At 67.5% G+C, this 13,616-nt stretch carries 18 protein-coding genes and 1 pseudogene; 2 read left to right on the top strand and 17 right to left on the bottom strand.

From position 1 onward, the window contains the following. Nucleotides 1–102 precede the first annotated feature (102 nt). The 7 genes and pseudogenes from ACQP1O_RS16430 to ACQP1O_RS16400 form a co-directional block, all read right to left on the bottom strand. The gene (locus ACQP1O_RS16430; RefSeq protein ID WP_433566642.1) at nt 103–684 is read right to left on the bottom strand and encodes a UbiX family flavin prenyltransferase; all 582 of its coding nucleotides are present in this window, start codon (nt 682–684) and stop codon (nt 103–105) included. A gap of 44 nt (nt 685–728) precedes the next feature. After that, nucleotides 729–941, bottom strand: a complete 213-nt coding sequence (locus tag ACQP1O_RS16425; protein WP_433567700.1) for a hypothetical protein — start codon at nt 939–941, stop codon at nt 729–731. Nucleotides 942–1,010: 69 nt separating this feature from the next. Further along, nucleotides 1,011–1,868: pseudogene (locus tag ACQP1O_RS16420) on the bottom strand (nitrilase-related carbon-nitrogen hydrolase); the annotation flags it as partial. Nucleotides 1,869–1,906: 38 nt separating this feature from the next. Beyond that, the gene (locus ACQP1O_RS16415) at nt 1,907–2,188 is read right to left on the bottom strand and encodes a hypothetical protein (RefSeq protein ID WP_433566641.1); all 282 of its coding nucleotides are present in this window, start codon (nt 2,186–2,188) and stop codon (nt 1,907–1,909) included. Further along, complete coding sequence (locus tag ACQP1O_RS16410) at nt 2,185–2,535, bottom strand: hypothetical protein (RefSeq protein ID WP_433566640.1); 351 nt, start codon at nt 2,533–2,535, stop codon at nt 2,185–2,187. Before ACQP1O_RS16410 ends, ACQP1O_RS16415 begins: the two co-directional genes overlap by 4 nt. Before the next feature lie 491 nt (nt 2,536–3,026). After that, the gene (locus tag ACQP1O_RS16405) at nt 3,027–3,188 is read right to left on the bottom strand and encodes a hypothetical protein (RefSeq protein ID WP_433566639.1); all 162 of its coding nucleotides are present in this window, start codon (nt 3,186–3,188) and stop codon (nt 3,027–3,029) included. A gap of 167 nt (nt 3,189–3,355) precedes the next feature. Further along, nucleotides 3,356–3,871, bottom strand: a complete 516-nt coding sequence (locus ACQP1O_RS16400) for a hypothetical protein (RefSeq protein ID WP_433566638.1) — start codon at nt 3,869–3,871, stop codon at nt 3,356–3,358. A 90-nt stretch (nt 3,872–3,961) separates the two neighbouring features. Between ACQP1O_RS16400 and ACQP1O_RS16395 the strand changes: the two genes are divergently transcribed. Further along, nucleotides 3,962–4,456 carry a winged helix-turn-helix transcriptional regulator gene (locus ACQP1O_RS16395; protein ID WP_433566637.1) on the top strand — a complete coding sequence of 165 codons (495 nt, stop codon included), beginning with the start codon at nt 3,962–3,964 and terminating at the stop codon, nt 4,454–4,456. A gap of 161 nt (nt 4,457–4,617) precedes the next feature. Here the strand turns inward: ACQP1O_RS16395 and ACQP1O_RS16390 are convergent, their stop codons facing one another. Both ACQP1O_RS16390 and ACQP1O_RS16385 read right to left on the bottom strand, forming a co-directional pair. Next, complete coding sequence (locus ACQP1O_RS16390; protein ID WP_433567699.1) at nt 4,618–4,812, bottom strand: DUF3303 family protein; 195 nt, start codon at nt 4,810–4,812, stop codon at nt 4,618–4,620. A gap of 74 nt (nt 4,813–4,886) precedes the next feature. Next, nucleotides 4,887–5,633, bottom strand: coding sequence for a GNAT family N-acetyltransferase (locus tag ACQP1O_RS16385; RefSeq protein WP_433566636.1), 747 nt, complete (start codon nt 5,631–5,633; stop codon nt 4,887–4,889). Between the two features lie 150 nt (nt 5,634–5,783). Between ACQP1O_RS16385 and ACQP1O_RS16380 the strand changes: the two genes are divergently transcribed. Then, nucleotides 5,784–5,951: a hypothetical protein gene (locus ACQP1O_RS16380; protein ID WP_433566635.1), complete on the top strand. Its 168-nt coding sequence runs from the start codon at nt 5,784–5,786 to the stop codon at nt 5,949–5,951. 12 nt (nt 5,952–5,963) lie between these two features. Here ACQP1O_RS16380 and ACQP1O_RS16375 read toward each other — a convergent pair whose 3' ends face one another. The 8 genes from ACQP1O_RS16375 to ACQP1O_RS16340 are packed head-to-tail and all read right to left on the bottom strand — an operon-like array spanning nt 5,964 to nt 13,607. After that, on the bottom strand, nt 5,964–6,662 hold the full coding sequence (locus ACQP1O_RS16375) for a hypothetical protein (RefSeq protein WP_433566634.1): 699 nt from the start codon (nt 6,660–6,662) through the stop codon (nt 5,964–5,966). Nucleotides 6,663–6,682: 20 nt separating this feature from the next. Beyond that, nucleotides 6,683–8,053: an MmgE/PrpD family protein gene (locus ACQP1O_RS16370; protein ID WP_433566633.1), complete on the bottom strand. Its 1,371-nt coding sequence runs from the start codon at nt 8,051–8,053 to the stop codon at nt 6,683–6,685. Beyond that, nucleotides 8,043–8,885, bottom strand: a complete 843-nt coding sequence (locus ACQP1O_RS16365; protein WP_433566632.1) for a cyclase family protein — start codon at nt 8,883–8,885, stop codon at nt 8,043–8,045. Before ACQP1O_RS16365 ends, ACQP1O_RS16370 begins: the two co-directional genes overlap by 11 nt. Continuing rightward, nucleotides 8,882–9,913: an ABC transporter substrate-binding protein gene (locus ACQP1O_RS16360; protein WP_433566631.1), complete on the bottom strand. Its 1,032-nt coding sequence runs from the start codon at nt 9,911–9,913 to the stop codon at nt 8,882–8,884. The genes ACQP1O_RS16365 and ACQP1O_RS16360 overlap by 4 nt, the downstream gene beginning before the upstream one ends. A 10-nt stretch (nt 9,914–9,923) precedes the next feature. After that, a complete protein-coding gene (locus ACQP1O_RS16355) occupies nt 9,924–10,757 on the bottom strand; it encodes an ABC transporter permease (protein WP_433566630.1) in 834 nt (277 codons plus the stop codon). Then, the gene (locus ACQP1O_RS16350; protein WP_433566629.1) at nt 10,754–11,563 is read right to left on the bottom strand and encodes an ABC transporter ATP-binding protein; all 810 of its coding nucleotides are present in this window, start codon (nt 11,561–11,563) and stop codon (nt 10,754–10,756) included. Before ACQP1O_RS16350 ends, ACQP1O_RS16355 begins: the two co-directional genes overlap by 4 nt. A gap of 2 nt (nt 11,564–11,565) precedes the next feature. Beyond that, entirely contained in the window at nt 11,566–12,423 is an 858-nt protein-coding gene (locus tag ACQP1O_RS16345; RefSeq protein ID WP_433566628.1) for an HpcH/HpaI aldolase/citrate lyase family protein, read from the bottom strand. Continuing rightward, nucleotides 12,420–13,607, bottom strand: coding sequence for a CaiB/BaiF CoA transferase family protein (locus ACQP1O_RS16340; protein WP_433566627.1), 1,188 nt, complete (start codon nt 13,605–13,607; stop codon nt 12,420–12,422). Before ACQP1O_RS16340 ends, ACQP1O_RS16345 begins: the two co-directional genes overlap by 4 nt. Nucleotides 13,608–13,616: the final 9 nt, after the last annotated feature.

Raw genomic sequence — 13,616 nt, 5'->3', positions numbered from 1 at the left:
CGTTTGCCGGTACCGGTCGACGGGCTCGCCGATGCGATGCATCAGCGCGGTGAGCGTGTCCAGACGGTCACGGAAATCGTTGCGCGCGTATTTCATCGGCCTTCATCGGGAGTATGCCAACGGGCGAAAAGGCGGTGGTCGATGCCGAATTGGCCGAGGGATCTTGCCAACGGTCTGCCTGAACAAGTGGTCGATGGTCCGGGGCCGGTGGTAGATGGCGGGCACCGGCGGCAGCACCGCCGCTCCGGCGAGGGTGACGGTTTCCAGGTTTCGGATGTGGATCAGATTCAGCGGCGTCTCACGCACGGCCGGCACCAGGGGCCGGCGTTCCGTCAGCGTGACGTCCGCCGCCCGGGTCAGCAGGTTGTCGCTGTTTCCGGTGGCCATCGCCGCGAGCGTGCGCGCTGAACACGGCACCACCGCCATCCCCAGGGTCTGAAACGACCCCGACGATATCGAGGCGGACAGATCAGCAGGGTGGTGGACGACATCGGCCAACGCCGAGGCGTCCTCAACCCGGCTGCCGATCTCCAACTGGATGCAGCGCCGTGCTCCGTACGAGATGACAATGTGTGTCTCCACCATCGCGGATTCGGCGAGCGCGCAGCAGGACGATACCGAGTTGCGGTGCGCTCGAACCCGATATGCCGACGACAAGGCGGGGCAGCCGGGGGTGAAGACCATGTCGCGCCCTTTCGACCGCGGTGGTGATAGGTGAACGGTGACGGCTACGTCCGCCAGCTGGCCACGACGGCGTCCATGTCACCGTCGCCCGGCACCGCGATATGGCGTGCACCGGGAAACCGTTGTGCGGGTTCGGTATACGCGCGCTGCTGTACCAGACGAGCGATATTGGCCCGGTAGATGTCGTCCACCTCGGCGTGCCGTCCGGGCTCACGGTCGAGCCAAAGATTGGCCGGATGGATCGGCCGATCGTACATGCGCTGGAACAACTCGGTACGAATGTCCTTGAGCCAGTTCGAGTTCAGATTCATCATCCGATACTGACGCAGCGCCTCGACATCCACCGGAGCGGCGATGATCGCGTTCGCGCCCGACGCTGCCCGCCCGATCACCTGACCGTGATAGTCGACGATGTGCCCGTTGCCACCGGCGATATCCACGGGATGCTCGGCGGCGGGGCTGGAGTAGACCGGCCCGGTGTTCGGGCACACCATGTACACCCCGTTGAAGTGCGCGTGCGCCCGGTTCTGCAGCAGCCAGGTGCCTCCAGGGTCCGGACCGGCCGCGGTCATCGGCACGGCTTCGCTGGGTCGGTACACCACCTCCGCGCCGTTGAACGCCAGTGCCCGAACGGCTTCCGGGTACTCACCGTCGCTGCAGCACAGGGTGCCGATGTTGCCGATGTCCGGGGTCCGCAGCACCGGATAGAAGGCCTCGATGCCGTCGCCGAACAGCTCGACCCACCGATCGTAGACATCGTGCGGGGTGCACGAATGCTCCCGGCACCACACATGGTTCTTGGCGGCCCGATGGACGATCTCACCCTGCGGCGAGATCACCACCATGACATTGAAGAACCGGTCCGCGATGACCTCGGGCCAGCGGGCCTTGCACTGGACGATGAGGTAGGTCTCGTACATCCGGGCCAGCGCAGCGAGGCGATCGGTCTCAGGGCCCGGTATATCGATGAAAAGCTCTCTGGCGCACCGGCTGTGCGGCAGATCGAAGATCTCGTCGGTGAAGCCGGTGAGGGCCCCTTCGGCCAGAGCGATGAGTTTCACCGGCAGGTTGATGCCGACGACCGACACCGCCGCGTGAATGGTCTCCTCGATCGTGTCGAGGTTGCGCGCGATGTGGTCGCGCGCCCCGATACCGTGAACGATGGTCGACAACCCGACCGCCATATACGGTGCGACCGGTGCTGCCCCGGTGGCTCGTCCGGTCATTCCGCACCACACCATCCGCCGCGCCCGCGCAGCACCCCGACGACATTGTCGCGGCCCGGGGCCTTGCCGAACGGTTCGGTGTCCGCCCCGGCCTGCCGGTACAGCCCGGCCAGTAACCCGGAGACCGCCGATTCGCCGCCGACCAGGTCCTCGTAGTCCTGGTCCGGATAGGTGGGGTTCACGCTGCGGATGGCGATGGCCTCGGCGAGCGCGGCCACCAATTCCACAGCCAGGCCATCGATCCGAGCGAGCACCCGGGTCGTTGCATCGGCGGTCACGACCGAGCCTCCTCGGTCTCCGTGGCGGCCGGCGAGGCGAGTACGCCGCCGTTGTGGACGGCCGAGCCGCCCACAGAGGTGCGCAGCACCCTCACGTCACCAAGTTCCATGATCGGGCGGGTCAGCGCGATCTCGAAGTACACGACGTGCGGATGGGTGTCAACCGGACCGGACCGCGCCACACCGCCCCCAGCGTCGACATGCCGGGCATCCGGCCCGGCCGCCGCCATGGCGTCCCGCTCCCCCGCCGCCGGCACGCATCCGCCGGATAGCACCAGCGCTTCCACTTCCGACGTGTCCGGGAAGAGCGTTCGCGCCCACCCGTCGGTGATGATCGTGTTGGTCACCGTTGTCCTCCACTACCGGCCGTTGTCTCCTGTGCACGCAACGTACCTCATATTTTCTCCAAATGGAGAAGTTTTTGAATTTTCGAGTGCACGCACGATGAGCGCTGTGACGACGCCCCCGACATCAGTGAGAGGGTCGGCGAGCCGGCGGTAACAAACCGGACCAAGGGCTTGTTCGACGCCCACCGCGACGACCCGGAATTCCGTTACCGGTTCTCGGCCGCAGGGGAAACACCAAGGGATTTGGACTCGCTGGTGGTCAAGCGGTCGGCTCGGTCGTCGACGCTGCTGATCCGCGGAACCCGAATCGGGTCCTCGATCCCGCCGGCAGACCGATCGCCCCGGTGACGGCGATCTGGCCAGCCGCAGGCCGCCGGTCGTTCGAGGCGACGCAGCGGCGACTTCCAGGTGAGATCGTCATTCCACGCCTGTACGTCATTCACGTCCAATGGCCAGGCTGGGTTCTGCGGGCCAGCCCGGCACCGGCTCCTTCAAATCCTCGCGGCCATCACGATTCCGCAGACCGCACCCGCCAGGGTGCCGGTGTTCATGTTCTGCGCGAATTCGCCGAGGGCGCGCTGGTTCTCCGTCGGGGACGCGACCGGATGCAGCCCGGCACCGGGCGTCGGGACGACGAGTGCGGTCGTCGTCACTGATCTACCGAAGGACCTGTTGCGGCGTCCCGGCCAGATCGGAAGCCAGTGGCAGCGTGAGGATCCGACTCCAGCCGAAGTCGCGCAGCAGGATCAGGAGACCACGGCGACACTCCGCAAATCTCGCCGGTGGCCGGGCCGCCATGGGCGGCCCCGGCAACGGACGGTCAGCGGGAGCCGGCCGGAAGTCGAGTGCGCTCGATCCGGCTCGCGGCGATCCGCTGCGCGGCGAGTCGGGCAGCCCGCTCGTCATCGTCGCGCGTCAGGCGGGCGAGAATGCGCTGCAATGATCTGACCTCACCGAATCCTCCCCAATGACCCTCCGGGATATCGGTGGGGAACACCCAGATCCGCCCCGGATCACGCGGCCACGCACCGGCCTCCGCGTCGAGGATCGCCTCGGTCACCTCACCAATCACCCCGATGCGCTTGGCCTCGTCGAGCTGGCCTTCCGGAACGGACGGCACCACCTTGTAGTACGGCGCGCCCGCCCGTTCCCCTCCCACGTAGACCGCGGCCGGGCGGTGCAGGAACACCCACGAGGCCGATCGCGTGACCGGGTCGGAGGGGTCGAATCCCTCGTGGCGGATAAGGATTTCGGTGATCTGATTCATCAGCGCTGCTTCGCGGTCAGCCGCGAATGTGCCCTCAGGGATGTAGACGTCCAGCATCGGCATTGCCATCAACCTCCTAGATTTAGTTTTTCTACTCAGCCGGGCCCGACGCTAAGCGGCTGAGTGGAAAATGTCAACCCAGAGAGCTAGGGTGGTCGCATGGATTCGGATCCGCGCATCGACCCCGTGAACTGCTCCGTGGGGCGCGCCTTGTCGGTCATCGGCGAACGCTGGTCGCTGCTGATCGTCCGGGAGGCCATCGACGGCGCGAGCCGGTTCAGCGACTTCCGCGACCGCCTCGGCATAGCCAGCAACCTATTGTCGTCCCGGCTCGACAGTCTCACCGAAGCCGGTGTCCTGCAACGCATCCCATATCAGGAACCCGGCGCTCGGCAACGCTACGAATACCACCTCACCGAACGCGGCCGAGATCTGCGACCAACACTGGTGGCACTGCTGGAATGGGGCGACAAATACCTCGCCGACCCGGAAGGCCCGTCGGTCGTGGTCCGCCACCACTCCCCCGACACCGAGCACAACTGCGACGAGCCGGTCCATGTCGTGCTCGAATGCGCGGCAGGACACACACATCTGCCGCCGACCGCAATCCACCGCACCGCCGGCCCAGGCGCTCGTTTCGTGACATCCGCATGAATCCGCTTGTATCGAAGCAACTTCCACGTCCTCGACCGGGTGGATGCCGCCCGTTCAACTCCCGAAAACATGAGGCGGCGCAGCGAGGCCCCGGAGCAGCCCACCATTCGGATTAGGCATGTGCCGGTCGACTGTCCGGTAAGACCGGTCCGAGCACACGGTCAGCGCGCCGGGCCAGAGGCAATCCGGCGAGCGACCTCTGCCGAGGCGGTCACCGGGTCCACGTGGAAGGCGATGAGATCGCGCCGGCACTCGAACCAGGCATCGAGCACAGCAGGATCCTCGGTCTTCATGAGCTGATGACACGTGACTACCTGTGCCCGCCGGGTAGTACGCGCGGTCGTAGCTACGGGCAGCGAGTTCTCGGATGCCGTCGATGTCGATGTGACGCCGGGACACCCGGATGGCTTCTCTCGAGTGGAAGCCCGACCTACGGCACTACTACGGTCAACGACGTGTCAGCCAGTTGGAAGCCGAGTTTCTCGTAGATGCGTCGCGCCGGATTCGCATCGCTCACAACAAGAGAGACTTCGGTCAGCCCGTCGGCCGCGGCAACGCCGAGCACTCGACGAAGCAGATCGGCGCCAAGGCCCGCGTAGCGTGCCCCAGGCCGGCGGAATACGTCAGCGATCCATGGCAATCCATCGCGGTCGGTGATGATCGCCCCAGCGACTACGTGGTCGGTGTCGTCCACCACCAGGGCACTGCACGGAAGAACCGGACCGAGGATGGAGCCTGCCAGCACAGGTACCAGGCGCTCGTTCACTGCGTCTTCGTCGCTACCCGGGTGATGGTCGGGGTGGCCGGCCGGAAAAGCGGCTCGCCATGCTGGGAACAGTGCATCGGCACCGCGGTCGCAAGGAACCACGCGGAATCCGTTTCCGAGGGCACGTGATGACCAGTCGGCGGGCGGCGGATATGCGATCAAGTCTCTACGCATTTCATGGGCGTGTCGTATCACCCTGGCGCCGCAGCGCAGCAGTTGTTCACCGAGCTCCACGGATCCCGATACTGCCCATCCGGACATGTCGGAGACGATGGTATCCACGGGGTCGGGGCCGACCACTTCGGCAAGGTCCGCCCATGGGTGCCCCTCGCGAACACCGCGCACGTAGGTCAAGACCGGCACACCGCGCGCATCCAACAGGGTCTGACGCTGCTCGTCGTTCTCAGACATTATTTCGTCCTCGATAGATCGCGTGTGATCGGTACTGACATCTCGCGCTTCCTCTCCCGATCCACTCTCGTCGAAGTGGACTGCCGCACTCTACTGTTCAGCAGTCCACAACTGCGACAGTGGCTATTTCCCTCAGGTCCAGGTGGCAGGATGCCGGCCGTCATGGGAGCCTTCGTCATCACGGTTCTGGTGATCGTCTCGATGATCGTCGTCCGGATTTACACGCCGCATTCGGGGGATCGCGAGGAGTTCAGGCGGGTCACCCTGCGTCTCCGGAATGCGGTCACCGATTGGGACGCGTCCCGTGACCGAGAGTGAGTCCGCGCGCGGTTATTTCGCCGGAGTGGGCGGCGGTTGGTTGATGGTGGTGAAGTACTGGGCCGCGGCCAGGATCGCGACCGGCGCTGTGACCAGGAGCTGGCCCGCGATCGTGCCGAGGGCGCCGACGGCCACGATGCCGCCGAGGCAGCCGAGCGCGGCGGCGGGAAGGAAGCCGCCGAACAAGCCCACGATGGCGGCCGATGCGACTGTGGCCCCGGCAATTCCGCCGACCAGGCAGCCGACCGCGGCTCCACCGAGGCCGCCGACCAGGGTGCCGATGGTCGCACCGACGGAGATGGTGTCGCGCATCCGGCCCCACGCCGCCTGTTCGCGGTCGTAGGAAGTTTTCCAGGGTGCCTGGTCCTCGAAGGGCAGGGCGACGGGAGCGTAACGGGCGTACCGCAGGTCGAGCTGCGGAGTAAGTGTTGCGGTGCGGCCTGCGATGTCGGCGGCGACGGGAAAGACGAAATCATCTATGCGGAAGGATAATTCGGTTCCAGCCAAGACGGTGCCGTCGGCTGCCTTGATCTTGAAGAGTCCGTCCTCGGCGACCATGGATCCCGCGTCGGTGGTGATCACGGTCGAGTGCTCGGTCGTGGTGGCGGTGTAGGTGATCGTATCGCGATCAGGTGGTGCAGCGGTCACCGAGCCAGCCCCCAGGGCCGTGGCCGCGACGAGCAACGTTGATGCCGTGGCTATTTTCCTCATCAGGTGTTCCTTTTCTATCGTCAGCCGAGCTGCTCGGCGAGGGTGGACAGAGCGGCGACACAGGCAGTGTCGTCGCCGGTGATGGTGTCCTGCAGGGCATTCCAGAGTGTCGTGGTGGCCGCCCCGAGCCGGGGTGTGACGCAGTCGTCGAATTTCGTGCGCAGGTCGCGTGGTGAGAGCGGGTTGTCGGGACCGCCGCGGCCGGTGTCGATGTCGACCCGGTACTGTCTGCCGTCGCTGTCGGTGCCGACGGCCCTGCTCATGACCCGGTCCGGGAAGGCCGCCGTGGCGTACGGGTCGGCTTCGAAGCGGACTCGCGCGGCGGCGGCGAGAACGGCGTCGCCGGGGGGATTCTCGCCGTCGAAGTCGGCCAGTCCGACCCCGAGGCCGGAGCCGCCGAGCACGGCAATCGCGACCACCACCGGGCCGGAGAACCGGGCGGCGTAGGACGTGGGCGGAGCGTATTTGGCGGTTTCAGGGAAGGCGATGGTCCGCAGCACCGGCCCGGCCACCCCGATGCGCAGGGTGGCCCCCGGTTCGAGGCGAAATCCCTGCTGCCGCAACTGCAGTGCGGCGTCGATCGACGAGTGTGTGAAGCCGTTCGTGGGATACGGTTTCGTGGTCACCGACCGCACGCGCCACGCCCCGGCCGATTCCGGCGGCCCGCCCATGGTGGCTTCGCCGCCGAGGAATGCGTGCAGGAACCCGAAGCGGCCCTCGAGTGCCGTCGGCGCGGCGGTCGCGCCCGCGGCGGCCAGATCGGTCGCGAGAATGCCTGCGGCGGCGGCGAATCCGGCGTGCATGGGCTTGGTCTGGCCGCCGGTGCGGTTGCCTTCGAGAATCCCGCCGGACAGGGAGGCCGCCGCACCGATGGCGTGGGCGAGCTGTTCGGGTGGTATCCCGCGCAGCAGACCGGCTGTCACCGCCGCCCCAATCGGCGTGCACACTGCTGTCGGATGGAAGCCCCGGTCGAACAGCACCGAATTTCCGTCCGCCACAGCAGTTTCACCCAGCCAGAGACTCACCTCCTCCCCTATCGTGATGGCGCGCAGCAGCTCTCGCGCGCCCGGTCGTGGCAGTTCGCGCGCAACAGCGATGGCCGTCGGCACGATCACGCAAGAGGGATGGACCAGCGACGGCGTCTGGGCATTGTCGTAGTCCAGTGCGTGCGCGGCAGTACCCAGCACCAGGGCGAAACGACCGGCGTCGCTGCGATTTCGGGTCGCACGCCGCATGGATCCGACCGGCGCTTCCCCCAGTCCGGCCACGGTGACGGCGACCGTGTCGACCAGATGCTCACTGGCGGCGGTCAAGGCCGCATCCGGCACCTCGGATTTCGTGTAGGCGGCGTGCGCCCAGTCGGCGACCGCCCGGGACAACTCAGCGGACATCGGCGGCCTCCCGGGGGATCAGCGCCAGCGGCCGGATGGGCGATCCGGTGGCACCGGTGATCCGCAGCGGCACAGCCACATACAGCACTTCGCGCACGCCGGCGGCGGCCAGTTCCTCGAAGGTCAGCACCTCCATGATGTGCACACCGCGTTCCACGAGCAGCACCCCGTGCGCCGGCAGCGCCGCGTGCCCTACGCCGGGCAGGATCTGGTCGGTGGCGATAGTGTCACTGCACACCGCGCGAACCCCGGTATCCGCGAGATATTCCGCAGCTTCGGCGGTAATGCCCGGGACACCGGTCTCGTGGCCGACGTAGGCGGTCGGATCGTGGTAGAGCTGCGGCCAGCCAGTACGAATGAGCGCGACCTCATCCGCTCCGGGCACGGTGTCGCCGAAGGCAGCACGCAAATGGTCGGCGGTGATGCCGAAGCCAGGTTCGAGCCGGGGCACTCCCAGCAGTTTCGGGATGTCGGCGAGTACGCCCCGGCACAGGAACGGTCGCACGGTGTCCACACCGTGCACCGTGAACGCGCCGCCGACACTGGCCGCATGGGCATCCACGCCGCCGAACATCCGACCGTCGATGGCCGCATGGCACAACGCGTCCAGGTGCGTGCCGACATGTCCGCCGGTGACGATGAGCTCGTTGGCCCCCGAGCCGCCCTGGGCGTTCACGCGGTCACCGTGCCGGCGCAGCAGCGCCATCCGGAAGCCCGGGTGGCTGGGCGAGCAGGGCATACCGTTCTCGAGCGGCTGTCCCAGCTCGATGGTGCGCAGACCGCCGAGCAGGGCCTGCAGTGCGGTGAGGGAGTCCGTTGTGGGGGTGTTCATTTCATGTCCTCCGAGAAGCGGGTGTCGTAAGCCTTGGTGGCGTCGACACTGGTCTTGTTCAACACGGTGGCGACGAATCGGGCCGCCTTGTCGGCCTCGGCCGGGTCGATGGCCGCCGTGGGCGGGGTGGCCTTCACAATCGGCTCCCAGCTCAGGGTGAACTGCGGGTCGGTCATCTCCGGGAACCGGGGTCGCAGCAGCGCCGCCGCCAGATCGGGCTGCCCATGGATGAACGCGTCCGCCTGGTTAAGAGCGCGGGCGAAGCACCGCATTACCGCCTCCTTGCGGCCCATGGTCGCCGTGGACGTGGCGGCCACGCCGTAGAGCAGACCGTCCAGGTCGGGTGCGATACCGGAGGCCAGGCGCAGCATGACTCGGCCGTCGCCGCGCTCGGCGGCCACCAACGAGGACGGCGGACCGATGATGTAGGCGTCCACCGAGCCATTGGCGAAGGCCGCCACCGTCTCCGCCGCACCCCCCGCTGCGACGACCTTCACGTCGGAGTCCGGGTTCATGCCCGCGTGCCGCAGCAGGTACCGCAGCGTCTGGTCGGCCCCGGATCCGGCCGAAGTGACGGCTACCCGCAGCCCGCGCAGCGCGCGCACGGCGGTGTCGAGATCGGCGGTCGCGGGTGGCGCGTAGCGATTCTTCATACCGATATCGGCGGTGTTCCGGTCGGCGGTCGACGCGAAAGCCACCAGCGGCGCGCCCTTTTCGGCGGCGCTGAGGATGGCTGCGAAGGTGGTCAGCGCCACGTCGACGCTGCCGCCCGCCAGCGCCTGGATGGCCTCGGATCCGCCGCCCATTTCGACGGTTTCGACCTTCAGGCCCTGGCTTTCGAAGTAGCCCTTGTCCTGCGCGACGTACAGGGCCGCGTATTGCAGGTTGTTCGCGGTGGACTGTCCGATCTTCACGGTCTGCCCGGCGCAGTCGGTGACCGTGGGCCCGCGCCCGGCGCAGCCCGCGACCGCGGATCCGGTCAGTGCCAGCGCGGCCATGACGGCCGCGATTCGGGTTCTGGTTGACATGGCTGATCTCTCATTTCCACCGGGAGCTCAGGCTCTCGGCGCGGCTGACCGCGATGTTCAGCAGCAGTGCGACCACCACCAGTACGGCGATGGCGGCGAAGGTGCCCGCGGTGTCGAAGGTGTTGGCGGAGGTCTTGAGCAGATGCCCGAGACCCTCGTTGGAGGCGGTGATCTCCGAGACCACCGCGCCGAGCAGCGAGTACGGCACGGCCAGCCGCAGTCCGGTCAGGATCCACGACATGGTGTGCGGCAGAATCACTTTGGTCAGTCGCTGCCGCCCGTTGGCACCCAGGACGGTGACGACCCCGAGCAGTTCAGCATCCGCATCGCGGGCCCCGGCGAAGGTGTTGTAGAAGACCAGGAAGAAGCACACCAGGGCCGTCATCACGACCTTGGCCTGCAGGCCGATGCCGAACCAGAGGATGAACAGCGGCGCGAGCGCAAGTTTCGGCAAGCTGTTGAGCGCGATGATGAACGGGTTGAGCACGTCGCCGAGGAAACGGATGCGGCCCAACAAGAATCCGGCGACGATGCCGGCCGCAGAGCCCAGTAGCAGGCCGATGGCCATGGCGAGCAAGGTGGCTCGGGCATTAGCGGCGAGGGTGCCGTCGCGGGTCCATTCCAGCAGGCGCTCCCCGATGGCGTGGGGCGAGGAGACCCAGAACGGATCGATCACCGGGCCCGACAGGCCCTGCCAGGTACCCAGGACCGCGATGACGATCAGGATCCGGGCGGTGTACACCACGAGGCGGTAGGTCAGTCGCTCGCGGCGGTAGCGGGCGTCGGAGTCGGCGTCGATGCTCGGCGCGGGCACGGTGGTTCGAGCGGCTGCAAGGGTGCTCATGCCGGTACTCCCGTTTCGACCTCGGGACTCAACGCCGCCCACAGGGCTTCGTGCAGGCGCGCGTATTCCGGGTCGAATCGCGCGGTGCGGACGTCACGCGGGCGTGGCAGCGTGACGGGCTCGTCGAGCAGGACCCGGCTGGGTCGCGCGCTCATCACCAGGACCCGGTCGCCGAGCGCGATCGCCTCGCCCAGATCGTGGGTGATGAACAGCACCGTGGCCTCGGTGCGAGCCCGCAGCCCGAGCAGTTCACCCTGGAGCACGGTGCGCAATTGGCTGTCGAGCGCGCCGAACGGTTCGTCGGCGAGGATGACTTCGGGCTCGTACACCAGGGTGCGGGCGAGGGTGACGCGTTTGCGCATGCCGCCCGACAGCTGACGCGGGTAGGCATCGCCGAATCCGGACAGACCGACCACATCGAGCACTTCGTCTGTGCGCCTGTCGGTTTCGGCCTTCCCGACGCCGCGCAACTCCAGGGGCAGGCGCACGTTGGCGCGCACGGTGCGCCAGGGCAGCAGATTGTCCTTCTGGGTGACGTAGCCGACGCGGGTATTGGCTCCCGCCACCGGTTTTCCGTCGTAGCGGACCTGGCCGCGGGTTGGTTCGAGCAGGCCCGCCACCATATTGAGCAGCGTGGACTTGCCGCAGCCGCTGGGGCCGACGACGCAGCAGAACTGTCCGCGGGGAATCGTCAACGACAGTCCGTCGATGGCCCGGAAGGAGCGTCCGGCGTCGCGGAATGTCATGGCGACATCGGTGAATTCGATCAATGCCGGAAACCGGTCCGGCCCGGGGTGGTCACTCATGGTCACGACCTTGTGCACTGAAGTGGTGGATACGGTTCGGCCCATTCGAGAGTCAGCCGCGCCGCGGCGACGACCGGCTGATCGACGAAGGTGCCGTCATCCAGGGCGAAACCGCCCGATCGAGCGTCCGCCGCGGCGACGATGCGCCGCGCCCGGTCGATCTCGGCGGGCGTGGGCTGAAATGCCTCGGCGATGACGGGCAGTTGGGCGGGATGGATGGCCGAGCGGCCGCGCATACCCAACCGGCGGCCGCTCAGACAGGACTGACGCAGTCCCACAGCATCTTTCACGTTTCCGAAGACAGCCATCCCCGGTGCCGGCAACTGCGCGGCCGCAGCGGCCACGACGATTCGGCTGCGAGCCCAGGCCAGCCCTTCTTCCTCGACCGTGCCGAGCTCGGCCTGCAGGTCTCCCTCCCCCAACGAGATCGCGGCGACGCCGGGTGCAGAGGCGATGCGGTAGGCGTTCTCGACGCCGATGGCGGTTTCGATCAGGCAGTGGAATCCGGACCGCGATCCCCCCGCACGGGCGATGCGGACGGCAGCTTCGATATCGGCGGGCGATTCGACCAGCGGCAGCCGGATGCCGTCGAGTGCGGGCAATCCCGCGATGGCGTCCAGATCACGCCGGCCTGTCTCGGTGCGGACATTGTTGATCCGCACGTGAATTCGCGTTTCCCGCACCTGGGGATCGGCCGCCGCGAGGAATTCGGCCACGCTCGCACGAGCCTGGGGCTTGCGCGACTCGGCCACCGCGTCCTGCAGGTCCAGCACTACCACCGCCGCGCCGGAGGCCATGGCCTTGACCATCCGGTCGGGTCGGTCGCCGGGGACATACAGCCAGGTACCCGGGTATCTCATGCCACCACACCGGCTTCCCGCCACGTGCGGATCTGCTCGTCGGAGAAGCCGAGCGAGCCCAGCACCGCGTCGGTATCCGCCCCCGGCGCCCGCCCGGCCCAGCGGATCGCGCCCGGAGTCTCGGACAGCCGGAACAGCACATTCTGCATGGCCACCGTGCCGAGGTCGGGATCAGGCAGTCGCACAATGGTTTCCAACGCCTTGTACTGCGGGTCGCCGAAGATATCGGCGATGTCGTAGACCGGCGAGATCGCCGCCTGGGCCTCGGTGAAGGCCTCGATGACCGCTGCGGCATCGCGGTCGGCAATCCACTCGGCCACCGCGCCGTCGACTTCGTCGACATGCTGGACACGGCCGTATCCGCTGGCGAACCACGGCTGCTCCACCAGATCCGGGCGGCCCACCAGGGTCATCACACGTTCGGCAATGGACTGGGCGCTGGTCGACACCGCCAGCCAACGGTCGTCGCGGGTGCGGTAGATGTTGCGGGGAGCATTGTTGTCCGACCGGTTCCCGGTACGGCGCGGCACCGTACCGAGCGCGTCATAGGTGGTGATCTGCGCGCCCAGCATCATCAGAATGGGTTCGATGATGGCCAGGTCCACCACCTGGCCGCGGCCGGTGCTCTCCCGCTGACCCAGCGCCACCATGATGGCGAAAGCCGTTGCCAGCCCCGCGATTCCGTCGGCCAGCGCCAGCGGCGGCAGGGTCGGCGGCCCGTCGGGCTCGCCGGTCATGGCGGCGAATCCGCTCATGGCCTCGGCCAGGGTGCCGAATCCGGGCTCGTTCGAGCGCGGCCCGAACTGGCCGAAGGCAGTGACACGGGCGATCACCAGCCTCGGATTGATCTCGTGCAGCACCTCCGGCCCGAGATTCCAACGCTCCAGGGTGCCGGGCCGGAAATTCTCGATCAGCACGTCACTGTCGGCGAGCAGGGCCCGCGCGACGGCCTGCCCCTCACCCGCCGACAGGTCCACGCCGATCGGGCGCTTGTTGCGGCCCAACTGTTTCCAGACCAGGCCCGCCCCATTCTTGCTCGCGCCGTGACCCCGGCTGGGATCGCCACGACGCGGGTGTTCGATCTTGACGACGTCGGCGCCGAAATCCGCCAGCATCGTCGCCGCCAGTGGCCCGGCGAACAGGGTCGCCGCGTCCACCACCTTCAGTGACTCAAGACACATCATGGCGCTAAC

This window comes from Nocardia sp. CA-151230, from assembly GCF_050942175.1.
In the GTDB taxonomy this organism is placed as follows: domain Bacteria; phylum Actinomycetota; class Actinomycetes; order Mycobacteriales; family Mycobacteriaceae; genus Nocardia.
This window is presented reverse-complemented; position numbering and strand designations above follow the sequence as displayed.

Coding starts and splice junctions, on each gene's coding strand:
- ACQP1O_RS16400 (WP_433566638.1), bottom strand. CDS start 3,871: ATGGCAATGCCGATGCTGGACGTCTACATCCCTGAGGGCACATTCGCG.
- ACQP1O_RS16425 (WP_433567700.1), bottom strand. CDS start 941: ATGTACGATCGGCCGATCCATCCGGCCAATCTTTGGCTCGACCGTGAG.
- ACQP1O_RS16385 (WP_433566636.1), bottom strand. CDS start 5,633: ATGTCTGAGAACGACGAGCAGCGTCAGACCCTGTTGGATGCGCGCGGT.
- ACQP1O_RS16375 (WP_433566634.1), bottom strand. CDS start 6,662: ATGAGGAAAATAGCCACGGCATCAACGTTGCTCGTCGCGGCCACGGCC.
- ACQP1O_RS16350 (WP_433566629.1), bottom strand. CDS start 11,563: ATGAGTGACCACCCCGGGCCGGACCGGTTTCCGGCATTGATCGAATTC.
- ACQP1O_RS16430 (WP_433566642.1), bottom strand. CDS start 684: ATGGTCTTCACCCCCGGCTGCCCCGCCTTGTCGTCGGCATATCGGGTT.
- ACQP1O_RS16355 (WP_433566630.1), bottom strand. CDS start 10,757: ATGAGCACCCTTGCAGCCGCTCGAACCACCGTGCCCGCGCCGAGCATC.
- ACQP1O_RS16395 (WP_433566637.1), top strand. CDS start 3,962: ATGGATTCGGATCCGCGCATCGACCCCGTGAACTGCTCCGTGGGGCGC.
- ACQP1O_RS16360 (WP_433566631.1), bottom strand. CDS start 9,913: ATGTCAACCAGAACCCGAATCGCGGCCGTCATGGCCGCGCTGGCACTG.
- ACQP1O_RS16380 (WP_433566635.1), top strand. CDS start 5,784: ATGCCGGCCGTCATGGGAGCCTTCGTCATCACGGTTCTGGTGATCGTC.
- ACQP1O_RS16345 (WP_433566628.1), bottom strand. CDS start 12,423: ATGAGATACCCGGGTACCTGGCTGTATGTCCCCGGCGACCGACCCGAC.
- ACQP1O_RS16340 (WP_433566627.1), bottom strand. CDS start 13,607: ATGATGTGTCTTGAGTCACTGAAGGTGGTGGACGCGGCGACCCTGTTC.
- ACQP1O_RS16365 (WP_433566632.1), bottom strand. CDS start 8,885: ATGAACACCCCCACAACGGACTCCCTCACCGCACTGCAGGCCCTGCTC.
- ACQP1O_RS16370 (WP_433566633.1), bottom strand. CDS start 8,053: ATGTCCGCTGAGTTGTCCCGGGCGGTCGCCGACTGGGCGCACGCCGCC.